This is a genomic window from Chitinasiproducens palmae (genome assembly GCF_900095735.1).
In the GTDB taxonomy this organism is placed as follows: Bacteria; Pseudomonadota; Gammaproteobacteria; order Burkholderiales; family Burkholderiaceae; genus Chitinasiproducens; species Chitinasiproducens palmae.
In genome coordinates this window covers 480,152-502,584 of sequence record NZ_FNLO01000002.1, presented here as the reverse complement: position 1 = coordinate 502,584, position 22,433 = coordinate 480,152, and the positions used below count along the sequence as shown (strand labels likewise).

20 protein-coding genes are annotated in these 22,433 nt (G+C 63.8%); 11 read left to right on the top strand and 9 right to left on the bottom strand.

Going from position 1 to position 22,433, the window contains the following annotated elements; translation table 11 throughout:
* Positions 1 to 293 precede the first annotated feature (293 nt).
* Positions 294 to 1,262, bottom strand: a complete 969-nt coding sequence (locus BLU54_RS05275) for a LysR family transcriptional regulator (protein ID WP_091905681.1) — start codon at positions 1,260 to 1,262, stop codon at positions 294 to 296.
* A 94-nt stretch (positions 1,263 to 1,356) separates the two neighbouring features.
* Between BLU54_RS05275 and BLU54_RS05270 the strand changes: the two genes are divergently transcribed.
* The 3 genes from BLU54_RS05270 to BLU54_RS05260 are packed head-to-tail and all read left to right on the top strand — an operon-like array spanning position 1,357 to position 4,346.
* The gene (locus BLU54_RS05270; protein WP_091905678.1) at positions 1,357 to 2,202 is read left to right on the top strand and encodes a fumarylacetoacetate hydrolase family protein; all 846 of its coding nucleotides are present in this window, start codon (positions 1,357 to 1,359) and stop codon (positions 2,200 to 2,202) included.
* Positions 2,203 to 2,234: 32 nt separating this feature from the next.
* The gene (locus tag BLU54_RS05265) at positions 2,235 to 2,987 is read left to right on the top strand and encodes an SDR family NAD(P)-dependent oxidoreductase (RefSeq protein WP_091905675.1); all 753 of its coding nucleotides are present in this window, start codon (positions 2,235 to 2,237) and stop codon (positions 2,985 to 2,987) included.
* Between the two features lie 33 nt (positions 2,988 to 3,020).
* A complete protein-coding gene (locus BLU54_RS05260; RefSeq protein ID WP_091905671.1) occupies positions 3,021 to 4,346 on the top strand; it encodes an MFS transporter in 1,326 nt (441 codons plus the stop codon).
* A 338-nt stretch (positions 4,347 to 4,684) separates the two neighbouring features.
* Here BLU54_RS05260 and BLU54_RS05255 read toward each other — a convergent pair whose 3' ends face one another.
* Positions 4,685 to 6,070 carry a tryptophanase gene (locus BLU54_RS05255; protein ID WP_091905667.1) on the bottom strand — a complete coding sequence of 462 codons (1,386 nt, stop codon included), beginning with the start codon at positions 6,068 to 6,070 and terminating at the stop codon, positions 4,685 to 4,687.
* A gap of 212 nt (positions 6,071 to 6,282) precedes the next feature.
* Here BLU54_RS05255 and BLU54_RS05250 point away from each other — a divergent pair, with 212 nt between their 5' ends.
* Positions 6,283 to 6,804 (top strand): Lrp/AsnC family transcriptional regulator, encoded by a 522-nt coding sequence (locus BLU54_RS05250; RefSeq protein WP_407919394.1) that lies wholly within the window; start codon positions 6,283 to 6,285, stop codon positions 6,802 to 6,804.
* A 202-nt stretch (positions 6,805 to 7,006) separates the two neighbouring features.
* Here the strand turns inward: BLU54_RS05250 and BLU54_RS05245 are convergent, their stop codons facing one another.
* A complete protein-coding gene (locus tag BLU54_RS05245; RefSeq protein ID WP_091905663.1) occupies positions 7,007 to 7,891 on the bottom strand; it encodes a LysR family transcriptional regulator in 885 nt (294 codons plus the stop codon).
* Positions 7,892 to 8,000: 109 nt separating this feature from the next.
* Between BLU54_RS05245 and BLU54_RS05240 the strand changes: the two genes are divergently transcribed.
* Both BLU54_RS05240 and BLU54_RS05235 read left to right on the top strand, forming a co-directional pair.
* The gene (locus tag BLU54_RS05240; protein WP_091905660.1) at positions 8,001 to 8,870 is read left to right on the top strand and encodes an SDR family oxidoreductase; all 870 of its coding nucleotides are present in this window, start codon (positions 8,001 to 8,003) and stop codon (positions 8,868 to 8,870) included.
* 49 nt (positions 8,871 to 8,919) lie between these two features.
* Positions 8,920 to 9,393 carry an AtaL-like protein gene (locus BLU54_RS05235; protein ID WP_091905656.1) on the top strand — a complete coding sequence of 158 codons (474 nt, stop codon included), beginning with the start codon at positions 8,920 to 8,922 and terminating at the stop codon, positions 9,391 to 9,393.
* 398 nt (positions 9,394 to 9,791) lie between these two features.
* Here BLU54_RS05235 and BLU54_RS05225 read toward each other — a convergent pair whose 3' ends face one another.
* Positions 9,792 to 10,751, bottom strand: coding sequence for an AraC family transcriptional regulator (locus BLU54_RS05225; protein WP_091905650.1), 960 nt, complete (start codon positions 10,749 to 10,751; stop codon positions 9,792 to 9,794).
* Positions 10,752 to 10,853: 102 nt separating this feature from the next.
* On the opposite strand from BLU54_RS05225, the gene BLU54_RS05220 reads away from it, so the two are divergent.
* Positions 10,854 to 12,095 carry an MFS transporter gene (locus BLU54_RS05220; RefSeq protein ID WP_091905647.1) on the top strand — a complete coding sequence of 414 codons (1,242 nt, stop codon included), beginning with the start codon at positions 10,854 to 10,856 and terminating at the stop codon, positions 12,093 to 12,095.
* Positions 12,096 to 12,181: 86 nt separating this feature from the next.
* Here BLU54_RS05220 and BLU54_RS05215 read toward each other — a convergent pair whose 3' ends face one another.
* The 3 genes from BLU54_RS05215 to BLU54_RS05205 all read right to left on the bottom strand — a co-directional run bounded on the left by BLU54_RS05215 (position 12,182) and on the right by BLU54_RS05205 (position 14,456).
* The gene (locus tag BLU54_RS05215; protein WP_091905644.1) at positions 12,182 to 12,577 is read right to left on the bottom strand and encodes a hypothetical protein; all 396 of its coding nucleotides are present in this window, start codon (positions 12,575 to 12,577) and stop codon (positions 12,182 to 12,184) included.
* A 206-nt stretch (positions 12,578 to 12,783) separates the two neighbouring features.
* Positions 12,784 to 13,383, bottom strand: coding sequence for a hypothetical protein (locus BLU54_RS05210; RefSeq protein ID WP_091905641.1), 600 nt, complete (start codon positions 13,381 to 13,383; stop codon positions 12,784 to 12,786).
* Positions 13,380 to 14,456, bottom strand: coding sequence for an alpha/beta fold hydrolase (locus BLU54_RS05205; RefSeq protein WP_091905638.1), 1,077 nt, complete (start codon positions 14,454 to 14,456; stop codon positions 13,380 to 13,382). Before BLU54_RS05205 ends, BLU54_RS05210 begins: the two co-directional genes overlap by 4 nt.
* Before the next feature lie 111 nt (positions 14,457 to 14,567).
* Between BLU54_RS05205 and BLU54_RS05200 the strand changes: the two genes are divergently transcribed.
* On the top strand, positions 14,568 to 15,458 hold the full coding sequence (locus BLU54_RS05200) for a LysR family transcriptional regulator (protein WP_139169503.1): 891 nt from the start codon (positions 14,568 to 14,570) through the stop codon (positions 15,456 to 15,458).
* 366 nt (positions 15,459 to 15,824) lie between these two features.
* Here BLU54_RS05200 and BLU54_RS05195 read toward each other — a convergent pair whose 3' ends face one another.
* Positions 15,825 to 16,721, bottom strand: coding sequence for an isocitrate lyase/PEP mutase family protein (locus BLU54_RS05195; protein ID WP_091905633.1), 897 nt, complete (start codon positions 16,719 to 16,721; stop codon positions 15,825 to 15,827).
* Positions 16,708 to 17,778 (bottom strand): TauD/TfdA family dioxygenase, encoded by a 1,071-nt coding sequence (locus BLU54_RS05190; RefSeq protein WP_235837796.1) that lies wholly within the window; start codon positions 17,776 to 17,778, stop codon positions 16,708 to 16,710. The genes BLU54_RS05195 and BLU54_RS05190 overlap by 14 nt, the downstream gene beginning before the upstream one ends.
* Positions 17,779 to 18,021: 243 nt before the next feature.
* Between BLU54_RS05190 and BLU54_RS05185 the strand changes: the two genes are divergently transcribed.
* The 3 genes from BLU54_RS05185 (at position 18,022) to BLU54_RS05175 (ending at position 22,297) form a co-directional block, all read left to right on the top strand.
* Complete coding sequence (locus tag BLU54_RS05185) at positions 18,022 to 18,918, top strand: LysR family transcriptional regulator (RefSeq protein WP_091905627.1); 897 nt, start codon at positions 18,022 to 18,024, stop codon at positions 18,916 to 18,918.
* Between the two features lie 260 nt (positions 18,919 to 19,178).
* Positions 19,179 to 20,633 carry an MFS transporter gene (locus BLU54_RS05180; RefSeq protein ID WP_139169501.1) on the top strand — a complete coding sequence of 485 codons (1,455 nt, stop codon included), beginning with the start codon at positions 19,179 to 19,181 and terminating at the stop codon, positions 20,631 to 20,633.
* A gap of 626 nt (positions 20,634 to 21,259) precedes the next feature.
* Complete coding sequence (locus BLU54_RS05175; RefSeq protein ID WP_235837795.1) at positions 21,260 to 22,297, top strand: LacI family DNA-binding transcriptional regulator; 1,038 nt, start codon at positions 21,260 to 21,262, stop codon at positions 22,295 to 22,297.
* The last annotated feature ends 136 nt before the right edge of the window (positions 22,298 to 22,433 follow it).

The window sequence follows — 22,433 nt, the reverse complement described above, 5'->3', positions numbered from 1 at the left end:
GGCTGAAGGCTGCACCGGCCGACAATGCGCGGTCGCAGCCGGTGGGCGCGGCGGCGCCGATGGCTTGACCGGTCGCGCTGCGTCGTTCGGCATTGCGTTGAGGTGCTCGTTGTGCCGCTCGTCAACGGTTCGGCGCTGCGCGCAAGCGCAGGCGCTGGCGGCAGCGGCGTCAGGCGCCATGCATCGACTTCTTGACGTGGTCCGGGACCTTGTCGATGCGAGGCCTTACCGAGTGGCGAACGCGTGCCGCAACGCACCGCGCCGACCTTTCGTCGGGGCGTGCCAGGCTCGTGTCAATGCGCGGTCGAACACGCGCGAAGAAAATCGCGAAGGCGCATTACGGCTGCGGTCTGCGTAAAGCCGGCCCGAGTCACGATTCCGTATGGCTCGGCGCTGGACGTGATTTGCAGTTTGATCCGCCGGAGGACCTTTGACCGCTCGAAAAAGTCGATGGTCTCACCGGAAAGCAGCGCCAGAAGCTCATGGCTCTTGTGAACCATGAGTGCGGTTGCGAAGGTCGAAGAGGTTTCGATGAAGCTGTGTATCGATACGTTCTGACTCGCAGCCTCGCGCTCGAGTAATGTGCGCAACGGCATATGGCTCGGGAACAAGATCCACGGGTACTGCGACGCCTGTGCCAGTGTGACCGTTTCAAACTGCGTCAGTGGGTGCGAAGGCGAGGCCGCAACCCCGACTACCTCGTTACAGAGCCACTCGAAGTGAAAGAGGCCCGGGTGAGTCGCGACTGACGTCCGGCACAGAGCGATATCGATCGCGCCGCTTTGCAGTTGCTCGAGCAGGTGGGCGGACGTGTCTTCATAAAGGTCGACACGAACTTCCGGGTGCGCGCGGCGAAACGCCAGTAGCGCGTTGGCAAGCACCGCGGCCAGCGCGCCCGCCACCGTGCCAATGGCGATGTGCAGCCCGTTGCCGCGCGACAGCGCTCCGAGTTCCTCGTGCATGTGCGCCAGACTCGCGCACATCAGCCGCGCGTGCCGGATTGCGCATCGGCCCATCTCGGTCGCGATCAGGCCCTGCGGCGAGCGGGCAAACAGTGTCGTGCCCATCGCATCTTCTATTTCCTTGAGCGCCTTGCTCACCCCCGGTTGCGACATATGCAACAGCTCTGCGGCGCGATGAACCGAACCCATATCCTCGATCGCGATCAGGAGCTTGAGCTGGCGGAATTTGAGACGGGATCCGATGGCGTGCAGGCTCGCCAACTCGGGGAAACGACCTAGGGATTTATCCGGAGATTCCATTTTCGCTTTGGCTGCCACGAAGTGGCATCAGGATAGCGCGTCACGCGACGATAGACTCAACCTTCCATTTTTTGCGAGCCAGGAAGGAGTCGATATGAAGTTCTTGCGATACGGGCCGGTGGGAAAGGAGAAGCCGGCGGTGCTCGATGGCGATGGGCAGATCCGCGACCTGTCGGCGCTGACGCGCGACATCGATGGCGCATTCTTCGCGAGTGAAACCGTCGAGCGCATTCGCAAGATGGACCTGAACACCTTGCCGCTGGTGACGGGGACGCCCCGGATCGGACCGTGCGTTGCCGGTATCGGCAAGTTTGTCTGTATCGGGCTCAATTATGCGGACCACGCCGAGGAATCGGGCATGCCGATCCCGGCCGAGCCAGTGGTGTTCAACAAATGGACGTCCGCTGTCGTCGGCCCCTACGACGATGTGAAGATTCCCCGGGGGTCCACGCAAACCGATTGGGAAGTGGAGCTGGGTGTGGTCATCGGCAAGGCTGCGTCGTATATCGACGAAGCGCGCGCCTACGAACACGTGGCGGGCTATTGCGTGATCAACGACGTGTCTGAGCGCTCGTACCAGATCGAGCGCGGTGGCACATGGGACAAGGGCAAGGGCTGCGACACCTTCGGACCGATTGGACCGTGGCTGGTCACCCGGGACGAGATTCCCGACCCGCACCAGCTGAATCTCTGGCTTGAGGTGGACGGCCAGCGCTACCAGAACGGCAATACGGAAACGATGATCTTCCGGGTGCCGAAGATCATCGCCTACCTCAGCCAATTCATGACGCTCCATCCAGGCGACGTGATCTCGACGGGCACGCCGCCCGGCGTGGGCATGGGTATCAAGCCAGCGCCGGTCTACCTGAGGGCCAATCAGGCGATGCGCCTCGGCATCGACGGGCTCGGCGAGCAGCGGCAGCGTGTCGTTGCGGCCTGACGATCATTCCAAATCAGAGCGGAGTTTCCGGCGTGAACGAATTCGATTTGAAGGGCCGCGTTGCCGTAGTCACCGGCGGCGCGCAAGGGATTGGCTATGCGATCGCGCAGCGTTTGCTGGCCAGTGGTGCCAGGGTCGCGCTCTGGGATCGCGACGCGGCCGCGCTGGAGACGGCGACGATGACGCTGGCGGGCGGGACGCAGGTGCAGGCCATGCAGGTGGACATCACGCGCCTGGCATCCGTCAGAACTGCCGCCGACGCCACGGCTGCGACGCTCGGGCCCGTCGACATACTCGTCAACAGCGCAGGCATCGCGGGCGCCAACGCGGCTGTGGTCGATTACCCGGAGGAGGAGTGGCACCGCGTCATCGACATCAATCTGAACGGCACCTTCAACGTCAATCGAGTGCTTGTCGAAGGGATGATCTCGCGCGACTACGGCCGCATCGTCAACGTCGCATCGATCGCGGGGAAGGAGGGCAATCCCAACGCGTCGGCGTACAGCGCGTCGAAGGCGGCGGTGATCGCATTCACCAAGAGTCTGGGGAAGGAGACGGCCGGCAAGAACGTTGCCGTCAATGCGATCACGCCGGCGGCGGCGCGGACTCGAATTTTCGAACAGATGTCCCAGCAGCACATCGACTACATGCTGTCGAAGATTCCCCGTGGGCGCTTCGTTCGTGTCGAAGAAATCGCTGCCATGGTTGCGTGGCTCGTCAGCGAAGAGAACTCGTTCACCACCGGTGCGGTTTTCGATCTATCCGGCGGACGCGCAACCTACTGATCAAGTTGGACCATAAGAAAGAGGAGACACCACATGAGCCTGACGGCACCTGTCGAAGAGAGATCGTCGCAATCGCTGCCGCATGCGTCGGCGATACAGCAGATATACGCCAAGGTCTTCTGGCGCTTCATCCCGCTACTGGTGATCTGCTGGGTGATCGCTTACCTTGATCGAGTCAACATCAGTTTCGCGAAGCTGCAGATGCAAAGTGAGCTGGGGCTGTCCGACGCGGTCTACGGTTTCGGCGCGAGCGTGTTCTTCATCGGCTACTTCCTCTTCGAGGTGCCCAGCAACATGGTGTTGCACCGCGTGGGCGCGCGGGTGTGGATCATGCGGATCATGGTGACGTGGGGGATTGCGTCGGCGTGCATGATGTTTATCAAATCCGAGGTCGGCTTCTACGTGATCCGCTTTCTGGTGGGCTCGCTCGAGGCCGGCTTCGTTCCGGGCGTGCTGTACTTCTTCACGAAATGGTTCCCGGCCGACCGGCGCGCCCGCATCAATACAATCTTCATGTCCGGCATCGCATTTTGCGGGATCATCGGCGGTCCGATCTCTGGCGGCATCATGAAGTTCGCCGATGGCGGCCTCGGTCTGTCCGGCTGGCAGTGGCTGTTCCTGCTCGAGGGCATACCGTCGGTCATCCTCGGACTGATCGTGTGGAGATACCTCGACGACGAGGTCAAAGACGCTACCTGGCTTACGGAAGACGAAAAAGCGATGTGGGCGAGTCAGGTCGCGACGGACGCGCGCGCGGCGGAGGCGCATAACTTCGCCGCGGCACTGCGGGAGCCGGCCACCTACACCCTTTCACTGATTTATCTCTGTCTTGCGGGCGGGATCTACGGCCTCGTGTTTTGGGTGCCGCAACTGATCAAGACCGCCGGTACCCAGGATACCTTCGTCATAGGGCTCATCTCGGCGCTGCCTTACTTGGTTGCCGGGATCTCGATGATCCTGTTGGGCAGGAGTTCCGATCGCCGGGGCGAACGCCGTTGGCATCTCGCGCTTACCACGCTTGCAGGGGGCGTCGGATACTTTATCAGCGGCTTCTACAGCAGTCACTCGGTCGCCTTGCTGGTGGGACTGATCATCGCCGCGACCGGCATCATTTCGGCCATTGGTCTCTTCTGGGTGTTTCCACAGCGCTTCCTCGGCGGCGCGGCGGCGGCCGGCGGCATCGCCTTGATCAACGCAGTCGGACAGTTGGGCGGCATCATCTCGCCCTATATGGTCGGCAAGGTGAAGGTTCTGACCGGCAGCGCCACCTTGGGACTCTACGCGATTGCTGTTTCCTGCGTGCTGGCATTCGTGCTGGCAGCATGGGGTTTGCCAAAGCGGTTCTATCTGCGCAACTGACGTACGACGCGTGCCCGGCGAGGCAGGTCCCGGGGCAGGGTCGAAGCGTTACGCGCTCCGGAGCGATCGCTCCGCGCGGGACCGCCGGATCGGTACAAGGTGCTCGCGTCGCGAGATCGGCGAAGCCGCCAGGCGGCATCGGCGGCTGCATTCTCCCGCACCGTTCCCTCACACCGTTTGCCGCTACCTCGGACGACAGGTTCATCCGTGTCGCGCCGCTGGGCGACGCGTTGCGCGGACGCGGTGCGCCTATACCAAAGTCCGCGGCCGGGCCGTGACGAACGACGGCCACTGCAGCCCGTGTCGAGCTCCTGTTGCCCGCTCGATTCCCGGTGCCCTCACAACCAGCGAAACCGCGCGGTGAAGTTGCGCAACAGCGTTGGCTCGTAAGTGAAGTCGAGTCCGCGAATCGAAGATGCGTGGCGCGCGACCGTGGCGAGGCCGTCCGCGACGTAATCCATGTGATCGTTGGTGTAGACGCGCCGAGGAATGGTGAGCCGCATCGATTCGAGCGGTGCTTTCTCCTGTAGCCCGGTGTCCGGGTCGCGGCCCAACAGCAGGGAACCGATTTCGACGGCACGCACGCCTGATTCCAGATAGAGCTCGCATGCGAGTGCGTGAGCAGGAAACTGTGCGGACGGAATGTGGGGCAGCAAGGCGGCTGCATCCACGAACACCGCGTGACCGCCCGTCGGGTACTGGATCGGAATGCCGTGCTCACGCAGGCGTTCGCCAAGATACGCGACCTGTCCGACGCGGTATCTCAGATACGCCTCGTCCATCGCCTCTTCCAGCCCGACCGCCAACGCCTCCATGTCGCGACCGGCGAGGCCGCCGTAGGTGATGAAGCCTTCGCGCACGACGCAGCCTTCCTGTACGGCGCGGAAGAGGGTTTCGTCGTCCCGAAACGAGCAGAATCCGCCGATGTTGACGAGGCCGTCCTTCTTCGACGACATCACGGCGATGTCTGCGCAGCTCATCATTTCCTTGACGATGTCGGCGACACGGCGGCCTTGTTGAGCGATCTCGCGGGTGCGGATGAACCAGGCGTTCTCGGCGAAACGGGTAGCGTCGATCACCATCGGGATGCCGGCCCGTTTTGCAAGGGCTGCCGCGGCTTGCAGATTCTCCAGCGAGATCGGTTGGCCGCCGGTGGTGTTGCAGGTGATCGTCGCGACGACCGCGGCGACGTTCTGGTTGCCATGCGCGTGGATCAGTCGGGCCAGTTCGTCCAGATCAAAGTTGCCCTTCCAATCGAAATACGTGCGCGTGTCCAGCGCTTCGGGGGTGAGCGCATTGATCGCGCGTGCGCCCGCAAGTTCGATGTGTACTTTCGTGGTATCGAAGTGGAAGTTCGACAGGAAGACCGGCTGCGTGGATTTGCACCGCTTGACCAGTTCGGGGTAAAGGATCTGTTCCGCCCCCCGACCCTGATGCGCGGGGACGGTATGTTTGTGTCCGAATACGCGTTCGATGGTTTCGGCCAGTCGATAGTAGCTGCGACTCCCCGCGTAGGCCTCGTCCGCTGCCATCATCGCCGCCCATTGGCGATCGCTCATCGCGCCAGCACCGCTGTCGGTCAGCAGATCGATGTACACGTCGTCGCTACGCAGCAGGAACGGGTTCAGGCCAGCGTCTACGAGCGCTTGTTCGCGGTACTCGCGGCTGGTCATTGCGATTCGTTCGACGGTCTTGATCCGGAACGGCTCGGGAATGCGTTTCATCGTGGTTGCCCTTTGCTCGAAGGTGGGAGTCGGATCCGATCGGGTCGGGTCACAACGCAGTGCGCTTGCCCGACCGGCCAAGCGAATACACGCCGGTCAACGCAAGAAAACGCCGTAGCGAACCGCACCCCGAGGCCCGTTGGTGACAATCGAAATTGTCGTCATATCCCCGCGAAACGGGGTATCGTTTTGGTACCAACCACGAACTTGCGATGAAAGGTCATTGCGTCATTTGTACCGATATGGAGAATCCCTTGCATGCTGTCAAACTTGACCGGCTCGACCGTCGTCTCCTGGCGGTTCTTCAGGAGCGCGGGCGGATCACGAATCTCGAACTGGCGCAGGCGGTTGGCCTGTCTGCGGCGCAATGCAATCGTCGCCACCACCGTTTGGAGGAGGAGGGCGTCATCGAGGGCTACGAGACGCGTCTGAACGCGGCGGCGGTCGGTTTGAATGTGATGGCGTTCGTGCAGATCGGGATGGAGCGCGGCCATATGCGCGATCTGAAGCGATTCAGACAAACGCTGACCGAGATGCCGGAAATATTGGAATGCCACTCCGTGACTGGCGACGTGGACTACATCCTGAAAGTGATCGCGCGCGACCTGGCTGCGCTCAGCGCATTCCTGACTGAGCGCTTGGCGCTTCTACCCGGCGTCAATTCGGTACGATCAAGTGTCTGTCTCGACGAACTCAAGCGCCACGCTGCGCTGCCGCTTGCCGCTCATCCATAGCGAGATGCGCGGTGCGGCGCCCGTTCGCGCTTGACACCTGCGGTGTCGGGGCGACCCTCTGCGCGCAGCGAAAGCGCTGACATCAGCAACCGCTCCTGCGCGGGCGAGCCGAGGGTGCCGCGGGGCATCGCGTTGATGCCTGTTTCTACGAGCGGGGCCTGTGTCGCGCGAGCTGGTTTGGCAACGCCGTACATCGAGGCACTTACCGTGTTGCAACGGTGAAGGATCCGTCAGGGTATTGTTCGCACAGGAACTCAACGAACGCGCGGACCTTGGGACTTTGCAGGCGGCGGGAGGTATGCAGCACCCAAAGCGCCACTTCGTCGTCTGCCGTACCCCATGAGATCAGTTCGCCTTCTTCGAGCTGTTTCCCGATGATCGACCGCGGCAGCAGGGCGACGCCCGCGCCGGCGGCAACCGCATCCCTTACCGTCAGCAGCGAGGAGACGCGCAACACGGGTTGCGGCTCGATGCAGAGCTGGTCGTTGCGCACGGACCAGACTTCTCCGTCGCGAAATGTCGGCATGACGACCGCCGGCAACGGAAAGCGATGGCCCCGGCGTCCCTTGGGCTGCTCGAACGATGGCGCTGCCGCCAGCACGAGCCGGTCCCTGGCAAAGCATCTGCCGACCAAGGTGTTGTCCGCGCGTGGATTGGTACGAATGGCGACGTCGAAGTGCTCGTCGACCAGGTCGACCAGGCGGTCCTCGGCAACGGCTTCGATCTGGACATCCGGATAAAGCGTGCGGAACGCCGCGGCGATGCGGCCCAGCGCCACCTGTGAAAACAGCAGCGGTGCCGCAATGCGCAGGCGACCTCGCGGCGTTGCAAAACCGTCGCGCGCCGCTGTCATCGCCTCGTCAACCTCCCGCATCGGCCCTTCGGTTCGATCGATCAGCAGTCGGCCCGCCTCCGTCAGTTCCAGGCTTCGGCTGCCGCGTTCGATCAGGCGAAGACCAAGCGTGTCCTCCAGATCCGCGATCCGGCGCGACAGCGTCGCCTTGGATCGGCCGCTGGCACGACTGGCTTTGCCGAAACCGCCGTGAGCGGCAACGAGCTGAAAATCCTCGAGCGCGTTGAGATCCATGGTGTCTTGAATTTGATACGAGATGTCTCGATTTTAGAGTCTTTGTTGCGTAGATGGAATGGCCTAAAGTTCCATCACACCAACCTGACCTCTTCAAGGAGCCACTGTCATGACCATTCTCGTAACCGGTGCAACCGGCAACGTCGGCAGCCAAGTCGTCGCACAACTCGTCAAGCGCGGCGCCGACGTTCGCGCACTCGTGCGCGATCCAGCCAAGGCGGACTTCCCGGCAGGTGTTGGCGTGGTCCAAGGAGACCTGCTCGACGTCGATGCACTGCGCAGCGCTTTTTCCGGCGTCTCGACACTCTTCCTGCTCAATGGCGTGGTATCCGATGAATACACGCAGGCGTTGCTCGCGCTCAATCTCGCTCGCGAGGCCGGCATCGAGCGGATCGTTTACCTCTCGGTGATCCACAGCGACCGCTATGTGAACGTGCCGCATTTTGCGGGCAAGTACGGCGTCGAGCGCATGATCGACGAGATGGGATTGCATGCCACCATCCTGCGCCCGGCTTACTTCATCGACAACGATCTCACCATCAAGGACGTGGTGACGGGCCATGGCGTCTATCCGATGCCGATCGGCGGCAAGGGCCTCGCGATGGTCGACACGCGGGATCTGGCAGAGGTTGCGGCGATCGAGCTCCTGCGCCGCGAACGATCGGCCGCGCCGTTGCCCAGCGAGCGGATCAATGTCGTGGGCCCCGAGACGCTGACTGGCTCTGCGGTCGCGGCTATCTGGAGCGATGTGCTGGGTCGCCAGATCATATACCCGGGCGATGATCCCGCTGCGTTCGAGCAAAGCCTGCGGCAATTCATGCCCAGCTGGATGGCTTTCGACATGCGCTTGATGAGCGAGCGATTTCTTACCGAAGGGATGGTGCCGGAAGCGGGAGACGTCGAGCGGCTGGCCACGCTGCTCGGCCGACCACTTCACACGTATCGCGAATTTGCGGCTGGCTTGGTGCCATCGGCGTGATGTCGACACAATCGACCCTCATGAACTCATCACAGCAAGGAGCGTCATCATGATCTATTCGACCGCCACCGTCCCGGTGAATCCGGCAGGAGAGACCGCACTGAACCGCGCGCAGGTCTGGCAAGGCCTTGTGCTCAAGGCTCGCGATGCCCGCTTGTTTCTTCCGGATGGCCTTTGCACGCGCTGCGACGTGGTCGAGGAAGCCGCGACGCACTTCGTGAGGGACGCCGTCATCGGTGGCACGGAACTGCGCGAGATCATCGTGCTGGAGCCGCAGCGCAAGGTGACCTTCTTCCAGACGACCGGGCCTCGGGAAGGGGCGATCTTCAACGAGCTGTTGGTAGACGAGACGGGCGAACTTCAGCTTCGTTTCTATTGCTACCTAGGGCTGCGCGGCAAGGAAGCGGGTGGCATCGCAGAGCAATCCGAGCAGGCGCAGTTCGATAGCGAGCACGGCTACAAGGCCGCGCTGTTGTCCACGCTGAAACGGACGCGTCAACTGCTCGCCGACGGTCTGCTCTGAGTGGCGGCCAGCGCCGCGCCGATCGGTTGGGCACGCTTCGCTGCATCGAAACGTCGGCTGCCCGACCGATCGCATTGCTTCGCGTCGCATGCGCGACGGCGGCTGCTGTCTCGGTCTCGCCGCGATGTTTCTGGCCATCATCGACGACGTAGAACCCATTCCCCGGGCAGCCGCCGTCAGGTGGGCATGGCCGATCAGACGCCCCACCACGAGATGCCGGAATGCGCTGCCCGGCGCGCTGCCGAGCAGGGGCAACGGACCCGCCACCGGTGGGCGGAGCATTCACCGTCCCAACGACGATTTCAACGACGCGAATTCGAGCGTTGGTGCCGCGTTCTGGAGTCGCTTGGTTGAAACGTAGCTCGCGCCATCTTCGGCCCGTCTCCACGGGCGGACAGTCATGTTCTCGCCAGTCGGCTGGCACCGGGAGGTTGTCCAGTGATGCGTTTGTAAGCTCGGCTGAAGGCCGCTTGCGATTTATAGCCGAGGCGCTGCGCGACGACATCGATGGACAGGCGCTTCTGGGTCAGCAACTGACTCGCCAGGCGCATCCGTAGTTCGGTCGCATAACGTAGCGGCGGCATCCCGATGGTTGCCTGAAAGCGCTCGGCGAATACCGAGCGGGATGCATGGCACTCTGCCGCCAGTTCCGCCACGTTCCAGTCGCGCCCCGGATGCCGGTGCAACGCTAGGATGGCCGGAGCCAGCCGCGGATCGCGAAGCGCAGCGACGAGGCCCGCCGCATCGTCACAACCGCTTTCCACCCAGCCGCGTACGATCATCGCCGCCACGACGTCGGCCAGGCGAGCTAGGATGCCGGCGAAACCGATCCTGCCGGAACAGATCTCGCGTTTCATTGCATCCAGGATTGGCACGAGCCCCGGATATTGCCCATCCGTGGCGTCGACCGCCATCGCACTGGGCATCAGTGGTCCGAGGCCTTGCATGCCACCGAGATCGAACGCCATGCAGCCGTGAAACAGAATGGCGCTGGGCGTGACGCTCGTGCTTGGGCAGGTGTCCATGCCGCTCACCGCCTCGCCAAGCGGTGCCACGTCGAAGCTGTCGATGTCCGGCGCCGTCACCTCGGCACTGGATAGAAGGGCGTGGCTTTCTCCGTGCGGCATGTATACAGCGTTGCCAGCGGATAGCGCGTGCAGCGTGCCGTCCCGCGTGCGCAACACTGCGGAACCGACGGCGAGATAGTGGAAATAGGCGTGCCCCGGCCTGTCGTTGAACTTCATGCCGAACACCGGTCCGGTCTGAATGCGGCGGTAATGCACGCCATGCAGCCGCATGCCGCTCAGCAGTTCGCTGATCAGTTCGGACGACAGTGCAAAACGATCCGTCGTATTCATTCAGGTGTTTCGATCAAAAAAACAGGACGTTTCATCATAGATCATCCCGATTCAGGCGCCTAGACTCCGATGACTCGGACTCTTTCAAGGATGTGTTCTTCGATGAACAGGCATGCAAACGGCAACCGCAATGAAGCTGCGGTCGCCGACACGGCACCGGCATCACCGGCATGGATGGCGGTCTTTTCGATGGCGGTGGGCGTCTTCGCGTTGCTGACGGCCGAATATCTTCCGGCCAGCTTGCTGACCCCGCTGGCTGCCGGTTTCGGCGTGTCGGAAGCGCTCGCCGGCCAGGCGGTGACGGTCACCGCACTGGTCGCGCTGCTCGCGGGGCTGCTGGTACCCGGTTTGACTCGCCGGCTCGACCGTCGCGTGGTCCTATTGAGTTTCACGATGCTGATGATCGCATCCAATGTACTTGTCGCGTTGTCGTCCAGCGTGGCAGTGTTGCTTGCGATGCGGGTCTTGCTTGGGATCGCACTGGGCGGCTTCTGGAGCATGGCGGCGGCGGTCGCAATGCGCCTTGTACCGGCAAGATCGGTACCGCGCGCCCTGTCGATCATCTTCAGCGGCATCGCGGTGGGCGCGGTCGTGGCAGTGCCCCTCGGCAGTTATCTCGGCGGCCTGTTCGGCTGGCGCAGCGCCTTCGCGGCCGCCGCCGCAGTCGGTGTGGCGACGTTGTTGTTCCAATGGCTGACGCTGCCGCGCATGGCAGCACGCGGACCGGTACGAACCGTATCGGTGGCGGCGCTGCTGCGGCGGCCCGGGATCGGCATCGGGATAACGGGATGCATGCTCGCGCATACCGGACAATATGCGCTGTTCACCTATATCCGGCCTGCGCTGGAAAGCGCGCTCCGTCTCGATGTCAATGCGCTGTCCTTGATGCTGCTCGGCTTTGGCGTCGCCAACTTCATCGGCACCTTGCTCGCCGGCTGGCTGCTCGAACGTAGCCTGCACCGCACCATGGTGATCATGCCGGCGCTGGTTGGCGTCGCCGCGTTGGGCATGGTGATTCTGCCAGTGCATCTGCCGGGCATGGTGCTGTTGGTGGCGCTCTGGGGCGTGGCGTTCGGCGGTGTGCCGGTGGCCTGGTCGAACTGGGTCGCGCGGGCGGTGCCCGATCAGGCTGAAAGTGCGGGCGGCATGGTCGTGGCGTCCGTGCAGTCGTCCATCGCCGCCGGGGCCGCCGCCGGCGGCGTGATGTTCGGCTTGGGCGGTATCGCCGGCGTATTCGTTACCGCGGGTGTCGTCATGCTACTGGCGGCGCTCGTCATCGCGCTTTGGGTGAAGGCGGAGGCGCCCCGGCACGCGTTGACGGCCGGTTCGAACCTACATCTCTGAAACGCCGAATGCGCGCAGGCGTTGTGTGACGGCCGGAAGGTCGGCGCGCTGCAGATGGAGCGGCAGGTCGAGCGGCTCGACACCGATCATGCAGCGTTGGCGAAGACACGGCTCGAGCCTTGCGTACCATCATGATCGCGCGCGTCGGCCCCTCCGAACGCTGGCGCAACCCGCTCGCGTGCCCGGAACTGGGAGACTTCCTCGACGTAGCGCTCGTTGCGATGTGCGGTGCTGTTCGTTCCGGCGCCACTCAGCGCTAGGATCGTGACCGTGCCACTCTCAACGCCACGCCGGAAAGCGCGACAGCGGCCGCCAGAGCTTCGGCAGCGATGAACGCTCACCGACAAACGCTCACCCGGTAGCGCGGCGGACATCAGCAGTGCGACAGCTGGCGAGCCGTAGTTGAACGTGTTGGCGATCGTCGGGGAGACGTTGGCGTTCACTGCAGGGAAGACTGCATAACCGGTCAGCGTGCCCGCCATGGCCAGTTAAGCCAGAGCCCGCCAGGCTGCCGGTTCGAGGCAGGTCACGTCGGTCTGGCCGGCGACGCCGCTGCTCGCGTCGATGAGCCAGCGCACCTCGGCGCTCGCTGTCAGGTGCGTGGCCAAGCCAATCACCGGATCGTCAGCCAGGCATCAGCGTCGCGCCCACCGCGATCCAACGGCCCAGCTCGCAGGGGCGAAGGGCGTCAGTCCTGCGCCGGCGTACTGAAGCTGCCACTTGCGGAGGTCACCCACGCCGTCAGCGCCAGCGCGGCGAGCCCGGCGGCGACACCGCAGCTTTGCCTGGCACGCAACGGCTCACGCATCACCGTCCAGGAGAAGAATGCGATATAGAGCGGCCGAGCCGATCCCAATACCAATGCCCGCCGGCGCGAAGCGGATGCGTGCCAAACATGCTCGTCGACTGAGCGCCAAGCAACATCGTCGCGCGGCGTCCTGCTGCGGTAAGCAACTGCGATGGCCGCGCTACACGCGAAAGTAGGCGTCACGGCGTGAATGGCCGGACGCATGCTGCTGCCAACGCAAAACGCAAAACGCAAAACGCAAAACGCAAAACGCAAAACGCAAAACGCAAAACGCAAAACGCATGGTCGCGTGAACGAGGGGCGCGGATGGAACGGGTGAAGCGCGTCGCCACCGACCCTCAATGCAACGAAGTTCGTGCCGTTGTCGAACCATTGCCAGGCAACGGCGAAGACCACCATGGCCGGCGCGCTGTGCGCAAGCCGCGCGCCGGGTCGAAACGACCGTTCGATGATGAGGGCGCTTCGGTTCGAGCGCTTCATGGCCTGGGCGGTGTGAGACGCTTGTCTTGCAGCCACGCGCGGATGGCTTGTACGACCTCCGCCTTGCGCTCCAGCGGCAACCAGTGGGCGCCCGGCAGATTCGTCACGGAGAGATCCGCGCAGGCCAGCCTCATCGGCTCGCCGAGGCGGTTGCCTTCGATGCTGTTCATCAGATCATAGTCTCCGTTGAGGAACAACACGGGCAGCGACAGGTGGCCGCTGTCGGGCGCGCGACGTGCATACGCGATGTTGGCCTCGTCGTTCAGGTACCACGCGCATGGCGCGCGGAAACCGTGTTTCTCGAACGTCCGAACCAGCTGGGCAAAGTCAGCCGCCGGCCAAAGCGCGGTGTCGGGCCGCGTCGGCGGGGCGCGATGCGCCGCGCCGAAACGTCCTCCGTTACGCGTCACCGTGGCGTTCGACGCAGGCGTGCCGACGCTGGCCGGGTCACCTGCACGGAAGATGGACGCCAGCGACGCTGCCTTGTCCGCATCGAGGTCCGCCAAGGCCGCTTCGAAATGCGTGTTGTAGTAGCGGTAGTAGTCCCACTGGCCGTCCGGGTAGCGCTCGGCCGGATAGATCGTGCGGTCGACGAGTGGCACCAGGGTCGGCAGGGCGTTTGCATCCGGGAAATACGGGACCGAGATCAACACCACGCCTCGGCAGCGCGGCCGCTCATGCGCTGCCAGCGAACCCGCTATCACGCTGCCCCAATCGTGGCCGACCCACACCGCGGGCCTGCCGCCGAGGTGGTCGTGGAGCGAAACCATGTCCATCACGACTTGCTCGTTGGTGTAGGCCTGGCTGGCTGCCGGCGCGGACGAGTGACCATAGCCGCGCATGTCGGGCGCGACGCAGTGCCAGCCCTCGGCCGCGAACGCCTCGAGCTGCGCGCGCCAGATCAAGCCGAGCTCCGGCCAGCCGTGCAGAAAGAACATCAGCGGCCCGTCGGCCGGCCCGCTCTCGACGTAATGCGTGGTGTGGCGAGGCGTGTGCAGGGTATGCGAGCGCAGCGCGGCGGGACCCCCAAGCGAATGCGGGTGGGGGTCGACAAGATGGGTGGTCGAAGTCATTCCGGCAGCGTACATCGAGCGAAGGCATCCGATTAGCCCCATAATTCCCCATGTGGCTTAAAGCACATCTTCAAGGTCAGTCAATTGCGGCACAAAGACTTTCTCGAAGGCGTGGCGGTCTTCGTCGCCGCTGCGGAGGCCGGCAGCTTTTCCGAGGCAGGAAGGCGGCTCGGCATCTCGGCGTCGGCAGTCAGTCAGGCAATCCGCGGCCTGGAAGAGCGGCTCGGCGCGCCGCTGTTTCTCCGTTCGACCCGTAGCCTGAGCCTGACCGATGCAGGAAGTACCTACCTGCTCGCAGCGGCGCCCGCCCTGTCGCAGTTGCGACAGGCCGCTGAAGAGACGTCGCGCCGGAGCGGACGGCCTTCCGGCCCGCTACGCCTGACGATGCCGCGCGCGCCCTTCGACCTGCTGATCGCGCCATTGCTGGGCGCGTTTCAGCAAGCCCATCCCGATGTGCAGCTCGAGATCGCTGTCGAGGCGCGCCTGATCGATATCGTGAAAGCGGGCTACGACGCGGGGCTGCGCCATGGCGCATGTCTCGACAAGGACATGGTGGCCGTCCCGGTCGCGCCCGCTTCGGAAGCCATTCTCGTGGCATCGCCGAGCTATCTTGACGGCCGCACGGTGCCGCGGCAGCCGCCTGACCTGCTCGATCATCGTGCAGTGGTCTGCCGCAGCCAAGGCAGCGGCCTGATCATGCCGTGGACGCTTCAGTCCGCCGGAGAGACCGTGCGGATCGTCCCGGCAGTGGTTACGATTGTGCATGATCTCGCGTCCCAGATCGATCTCACGGTCAGAGGCCTCGGCATGCTAAGCGCACCCGCCGCGATGGTGCGCGATTTGATCGACGCCGGAAAGTTGTCGCATGTGCTACCCGAGTGGTCCACCGCCATCGAAGCGCTTTATCTCTACTTCCCCGGCCGGCGTCAGCAATCCGCGGCGCTGCGTGCCTTCGTCGCGTTCTTGAGGGAGCGTACGCCGCAGCTGCAGCGCCTGGTGTGACCGCTCGAAGGCGGTTCAGACGCGGCGCAGCGAACCCCACCATGGCGCCGAACTTCGCCCTCCAGCCGTGGTGCGCGACGCTCGATACGCGACGCTGGGCCACGGCGCCGCCGGCTTCGAACCCGCTTTCGCGTCAGCCTTTGCTGCCTCCGGAGTGACGCTGATCGATTCGCCGCCCAATCAGTTTTCCCTGCCGCTCTGTCCTGGAATGGACACCGGACTGTCAACGGACCGAGCCCGTGGCGCCGATGACTGCCGAGCCGAGCCGAGGCGATCGTGAACGCGATCGTGAACGCGAAAGACGGCGGCACTGCACCGGCCCTCGCGTTAGGCAGGCTCTCTCGCAAAGCCTGCAACAGCGGTGTCTCAAATATAGCGTTTGCTCAAGGCGAGCAATTCCGGCGTGCCGATCAGTTCATTGAGCCCGTTGAATGTGAGCATGTCTGGCCACATCGGTTCCGTGGTGCCGTGCTCATGCAGACTCGCGTAATACCGTTGCAGGCCATGCGCGACGAAGCGCGCCGTGCCGCCGGGAAAAATGACGATCCGATAGCCACGCCGGCGCAACTCCCGCATGCTTCGCACGGGCGTCTGGCCGCCTTCCACCATGTTCGCCAGCAGCGGAATGCGTTCGCCAAAGCGCTTGCACACGCGATCCATCTGCTCGGTCGTGTTGACGGCTTCGATGAACAGCGCGTCCACCCCGCAGGCAAGATACGCCTCGGCGCGATCCATCGCCGCATCGAATCCTTCAACGGCGATGGCATCGGTCCGGGCGAGGATCAGCGTGTCGGACACGTGGCGAGCGTCAAGGGCCGCACGCAGCTTTCCGCACATTTCGGCACACGACACCAGTGTCTTGTCGGCCAGGTGACCGCAGCGCTTCGGAAAGCCCTGATCTTCGAGCTGCACCATGGCCGCGCCGGCGCGCTCGAAGTCGCGCACGGTTCGCTGTGTGTTCAGGGCGTTGCCGAAGCCTGTGTCGGCATCGACGATGACCGGCGTGCGCACGCGGTCGGTGATACGCCATAAGGTGTCAATGGCTTCCTTGGCCGTCGTCAGGCCGACGTCGGAGCGCCCGAGCGATGTGTATGCGACTGCACCGCCGGACAGATACAGCGCGTTGAACCCCGCCTGTTCCGCGATGAGTGCGCTAAGCGCATCGTAAACGCCGGGGGCGAGCACCGTCTCGCCCGCGGCGAGACGGTGCTTCAGGTCCGCGCGGGGTCTGCCGGCCCGCGATGCATCGTCATGCGGCGACATGCGCGTCTCCGACAGCCGTGGTCGGCTCAGCCGCCGTGCCGTCGAGGCCCGGCTTCAGCAACATGTTCATGCGTTCCGCCTGACGTTTCTCGAAGCGCAGGAACGCATCGGTGATGTAACTGCCGCGCACGCCGCCGCGCACCGAACCGGGACGCACGTCGCCAAAGTAATACTCCCATTCGGGCGGCAGCGGCGCGGCATCCGGCACAGACAGCCAGAGGCGCAGCAGGTGACGTCGCTTCGTCTCGTCCTCGAAATCCTCGAACTCGGTACGCGAATGCAACATCACATAATTGTTCAGCAGTTGCAGGTCGCCTTGTTCGAGCCACATCGAATAACACAGACGCGGGTCGGCGGCGAGCTCATCGAGCAGGTCGAGCGCCTCGGTCAGTTCGGGCGTGAGGCGCGGCACTTCCGGAAAATCCGCTTGCGCCGCATTGGTATTCTTGCGATTGGCGCGCAGCGCGAAATGGCCGGGCAGCGAGCCGATCACCGGACAGTTGTAGTAGCCCGGGCGGCCGGGCGCCTGAGTACCCTGGTAGCTGTGAAATACCGGTCCCTTCAGCACGTCGATCAATTCCGGACGGCGCTTGCGGATTTCTTCGACCAGCGCAAACGAACTGGTGATCTTGCTCTGGCCACCCGCTCGCGCCGGATGCAGGCAGAGCAGCGCAACCACGTCGCAGGAATCGGCGTGAAAGTCGAGCGCCGCGTTGGTGTTGTAGCCGCGTCCGTTCTTGGACTTGTAGGTCGAGCCGGAGTCGCGGACATCGTTCATGATTTCGCTGGCGCGATTCTGCGTACGCGCCACGCCGACGTGCAGGCCTAGCCCCCAGTAAGCGAGCTTCGCTTCCTCGACCGACCATTTATGGACCGGAAAGCCTTTTAGCAGGCACATGCCCCACCGCTGCTGGGTGGCACGAAATGCGCGATGCAGGATTTCGGCAGACGCGGTCTCGAGTGGAAAGTCGTCCGACGTCATGTCGAGCAACGGCTTGCCCAACGATTTCGCGTGACGCATGGCCTTGTCGAAACCCGCCGCGGCTTCGGCACTCATGCGAAGCGTCCAAGACTGATCGCGTTCGAGGTCGGTGCTATACCAGATCTCGGGCTTGGTCCGATACGTATTTCCGGACTCGGACGCGGACGGCTTTGTCGGCGCTTCAATCATCTTCATCTCCTTGTCGGCAGCGCCGGTAGCGCTTTTCTCACGGGGATCGATTTCCTCACGACACAGAATAAGGGCAGGGCCTCGTAAGCTAAAATGGATATTTTCTGACGAAACTCGACAAAAAATCTAATGAAGATCGAAGTCTTCAACACGTTGCAGGCAGTACTCGACGGGGGCTCGCTGGCGGGCGCGGCGAAGGCGCTGCATCTGACGCCCAGCGCTGTGAGCATGCAAATGAAGCAGCTGGAAGCGTATGTTGGCCAGCAGCTTTTCGATCGGTCGGGCCTGGAGGTCAGGCCGCTGCCGGCTGCTTACGAGCTGTCGGAATTGCTCGGCGGCATGCTGACGCGGCTCGATGCTTTCCGCCGGCAGCCCAGCTTTCAGGTCGAAGGGCATGTGCAGCTGGGCATGCTTGAGTCAATGCTGCCGGTCGTGCTGCCGGAGCTACTCAAGCGTCTCAGATCGCGTTACCCGCTCTTGCACGTGCAGACTCGACGCGGCAAGAGCGCCGAACTGACCAATGCCGTCAAGGCGGGAGACCTCGACGCGGCCGTAGTGGCGCAGCCCGCTCGCGGCGTGTCTCGCCTGCATTGGCAGCCGCTGCTCAAGCGCGGCCTCACGCTGATGGTTCCTCCCCAAGAGCGCGAGCGGTCGCTGACCGCGCTGCTCAAGCGCTACGAATGGATCCGCTACGACCGCAATACGGTCTCCGGCGCGATGGCTACCAAATACATTTACCAGCGTGTCGGGAGCAAGCCGGCGGGAGACCTGGAGTTCGACAGCGTGCGTGCGATTGCACCACTGGTGAGCGCAGGGCTCGGCATCTCCCTGGTGCCGTTGATGGAACCGGCCATCGCCACGCTTTATCCGCTTACCACGATCGCGCTGCGCGATGCACCGGTCCTGCAATTTTCGCTTGTCATGCGCAAGACCGACATGGAAAGCCGGCAATTGCTTGCGCTTCAGGAAATCCTGCTCGCAGCCACGCGCGTGGCGGACCGCGACGCCACGTCGGAGATCGTCTGAGGCGTACGTCACCGCGAAGTCCGTTCGACGTGCTGCGCAACTAAGTCAAAAACATTGATGTGAAACTTTAAAAGGATTCAATCAATGTTTCCCTGCTTATCGCCTTAATATGGATCAAGCCTTTCCTGCCAAGCTGGCAGGACGTGCCCGGTTGACGACCTCGCAGGTGCTTCATCGGCTGGTTGCAACGATGCACGGTGTAGAGAGCGCTCCCATGAGAACGCCCACACGGCTCCGATGGCCAAAACAGGAGACGACACTTGAGCCAACCTCACACGTTGCGCGCCCATTCAGGCGCACGCCTCGACCGGCTACCGGTCGGCCGATTTCACTGGCGCCTGGTGGGCATGATCGGCGCCGGTCTTTTCCTCGACGCATTCGATATCTATCTGCAGAGCGGCGTGCTGGCCACGCTTGCGAAGAGCGGATGGTCGACACTGGAAAGTAACGCTGCGTTCATTTCGAGCACCTTGATCGGCATGTGGCTGGGTTCGCTGATCGGCGGTTATATCGGCGACAGGTATGGACGCAGGATGGCTTATCAGTTCAACCTCGCGGTGTTTGGAGCGGCGTCGATCGCCGCCGTGTTCGCGCCGAGCATGACCGTCCTGATCGTGCTGCGATTCGTGATGGGCGTGGGCCTGGGCGCGGAGCTCATCATCGGCTATGCAACGCTGGGCGAGTTCGTTCCGAGCCTTGCGCGCGGGCGCTTCGGCGCGATTCTCGCATTGCTCACCAATCTGTCGGTAACGGTGACGGGGATCGTCGGGTATTGGGCCATTCCGGCGCTGGGCTGGCGCTCGATGTTCGCCTTGGTTGGCCTCGGCGCTGTCGGCATCTGGTTCATGCGCAAGTCGATGCCCGAGTCGCCGCGCTGGCTGGAATCACAGGGACGTCACGAGGAAGCAGACGCACTATTGCGATCCATCGAAGCCGGCTTTCCCGACCTGCCTGCGTGGCATGTCGCATCGGCGCCCGCCACGACGGCGCCGGCGGACGCGGCGCCCGCCGCGGCGACGCCTGGCTATCGCGCGCTGTTCAAGCGTCCGCTGCTCTCCCGCACGGTGCTCACGATGATCATGTCCACGGTCAATATGTCGGTGCTCTACGGTCTGATCGCCTGGTTCCCGACATTTCTCGTCAAGCAGGGCATCGCCGTCACATCGACCCTCGGCTACACGGCGGTGATGGGCATCGGCACGCCGGTCGGATGTTTGATCGGCATGGCGCTCACAGACCGCGTGGGACGCCGCGTGAGCATCGTCGGCGTGCTGGCGCTCGAAGCGGTCGCAACGGCGCTGTATCCGACGGTTCACTCGCCCGCCCAACTGATGGTGACTGGCGCGGTGATCATGATGTGTTCCGCCTGCATCACCTCGCTCGCTTTCGCCGTCTATATCCCTGAGCTGTTCCCGACGGAATTGCGCATGCGAGGCTCGTCGCTGTCCGCCGCGGTTGGGCGTCTCGCGTCGGCCGGAGCACAGGCCGGCATCGTCGTGATTTTCGGGATGGGTGGAATCTTCGGCGTGACGAACTTTCTGATCGGCTTGATCGTGCTTCAGATCCTCGCGTTGATGGTGCTCGGCGTGAACACGCGAGCGCGGACACTTGAAGACATCGCGCCCGAGGCCGGAGCACAAGCTGAAAGGGCGGCGAAGGTGGCCCAGTCATCGGCGATGCACGGCCGCGGCGCTGGCGTGTCACCCCAGCGGTGATCGCGTCGCGCACGGTACGGCGTCGCAGTGGTCGCAGCGGCGCCGCGTCTTGCCTCTCAATGCTGGACGACAGGAACCGTGCGCGTTGCCAGTGCTCTCGCTCCTGTGGATCTCCGATCCCTGTGCACCTTGCCGCGGCCGTACCAGGCGGCTTCGAGCAGGCCGTAGGCGCACCTGAGCCCCTCAGAGGGTCGCCCGCTCCGTTGCGCACAGGCGCATCGAGCGCTGGCTGACGGCCGTCGAGACGTTCGAGGAAAGCGCCGGCACGTTGGCTGGCGAAGTTCTCCGGGGCCGACTGCATGCGGTCGATGCGCGACTGCACGCCGAGCGAGCGTCCCACCGTCAGCGGGGCGCAAAGGGCGGCGGCTTGCCCCTGGGTGACACCTGGCCGCATGGTCGGCCTCCCGGCCTGCAACACCGCGCCGCGTCACGACCGAACTCTCGCTCGGTGCCGGCGGTCCGTCAGTGCGGCGGTCGGATGCCCGAGCCGAGTTCGGCATGCCTTTTCCTATGGACCCGGTACAAATTCGTCGGATCGTGCGACCCAGACCCCAGCCGAGATAAACTTCGGCATGGATGCGCTCAAGCATGCATCGTCCGATCGGCTCCGAACTGGGAGAAAAGCAGTGGCGATTTCGCCCGAGGGAACCAAACCGCGCGTGCGCCGCAGCAGCGGGCGCATTACTTTGGCCGATGTGGCGCGCACTGCAGGTGTGGCGCCGATGACGGCCTCGCGTGCGCTGAATTCACCCGCGACCGTCAATCCCGACATGGTCGAGCGGGTGCGCCGCGCCGTCATCGAGACCGGCTATGTGCCTAACCTGCTGGCGGGCGCGCTAGCCTCCGCGCGCAGCCTGCTGGTTGCGGTGGTTGTGCCGAGTATCGCCTCGACCATCTACCTTGAGTTCGTGCAGGCGCTGCGCGGCGCGCTGGCGAGCAGGGGCTACCAGGTGATCCTCGGCGAAAGCGACTACGCGCATCAAAGCGAGCCCGCGCTGCTTGAAGCGTTGATCGCGCGCCGCCCCGACGCCATCGTGACCGTCGGCGCCGTCCGCTCCGAGGCAGGCCGCAAGCGGCTGCTGGCGTCGGCGATACCGGTGATTGAGACGTGGGACATGACGGTCGAACCGGTCGATATGCTGGTCGGCTTTTCGCAAGAAGACGTGGGACGCGCCGCCGCGGACTTCTTCTTTGATGCAGGGCGCCGCTCGCTGGCAATCATCAGTGCGAGCGACGACCGTGCCGCGATGCGCGCACAAGGTTTTCTCGCAGCGATTCGCGCGCGTAACCCCGGAACCGAGGTGCCATCCGTATTGATTCCGGCGCCCAGTACGCTTGGCGCAGGCCGCCGTGCGTTCGTCGATCTGCTCACGCGCCATGCGTCGATCGACGCGGTGTTCTGCACCTCGGACATGGTCGCGCTCGGCGTGCTGACCGAAGCCAAGGCGCGCGGTCTGCGCATTCCCGCCGACGTCGCGGTGATGGGGTTCGGCGATCTCAACTTCGCTTGTGATACCGACCCGCCCTTGACGACGATACGCGCCGACGGCAAGACCATCGGGCGCGAAGCCGCACGGTTGATTCTGGAACGATCCGGCGCTACCGCGCCGACCGAACGCATTGTCGATGTCGGCTTTTCGGTGGTGAAGCGAGCCTCGGCCTAGCCGTTCCTCCTGCCGGAGCTTGTCGGCGCCGACGCCGTACACCTACGCCGTACACCTACGCCCCCGTGTACCGCGCTCTGCAGCGCCTTCAACCGGCCGTTCGTCGACCTGTCTTGCGTGTGGAATCAGTGTAAAC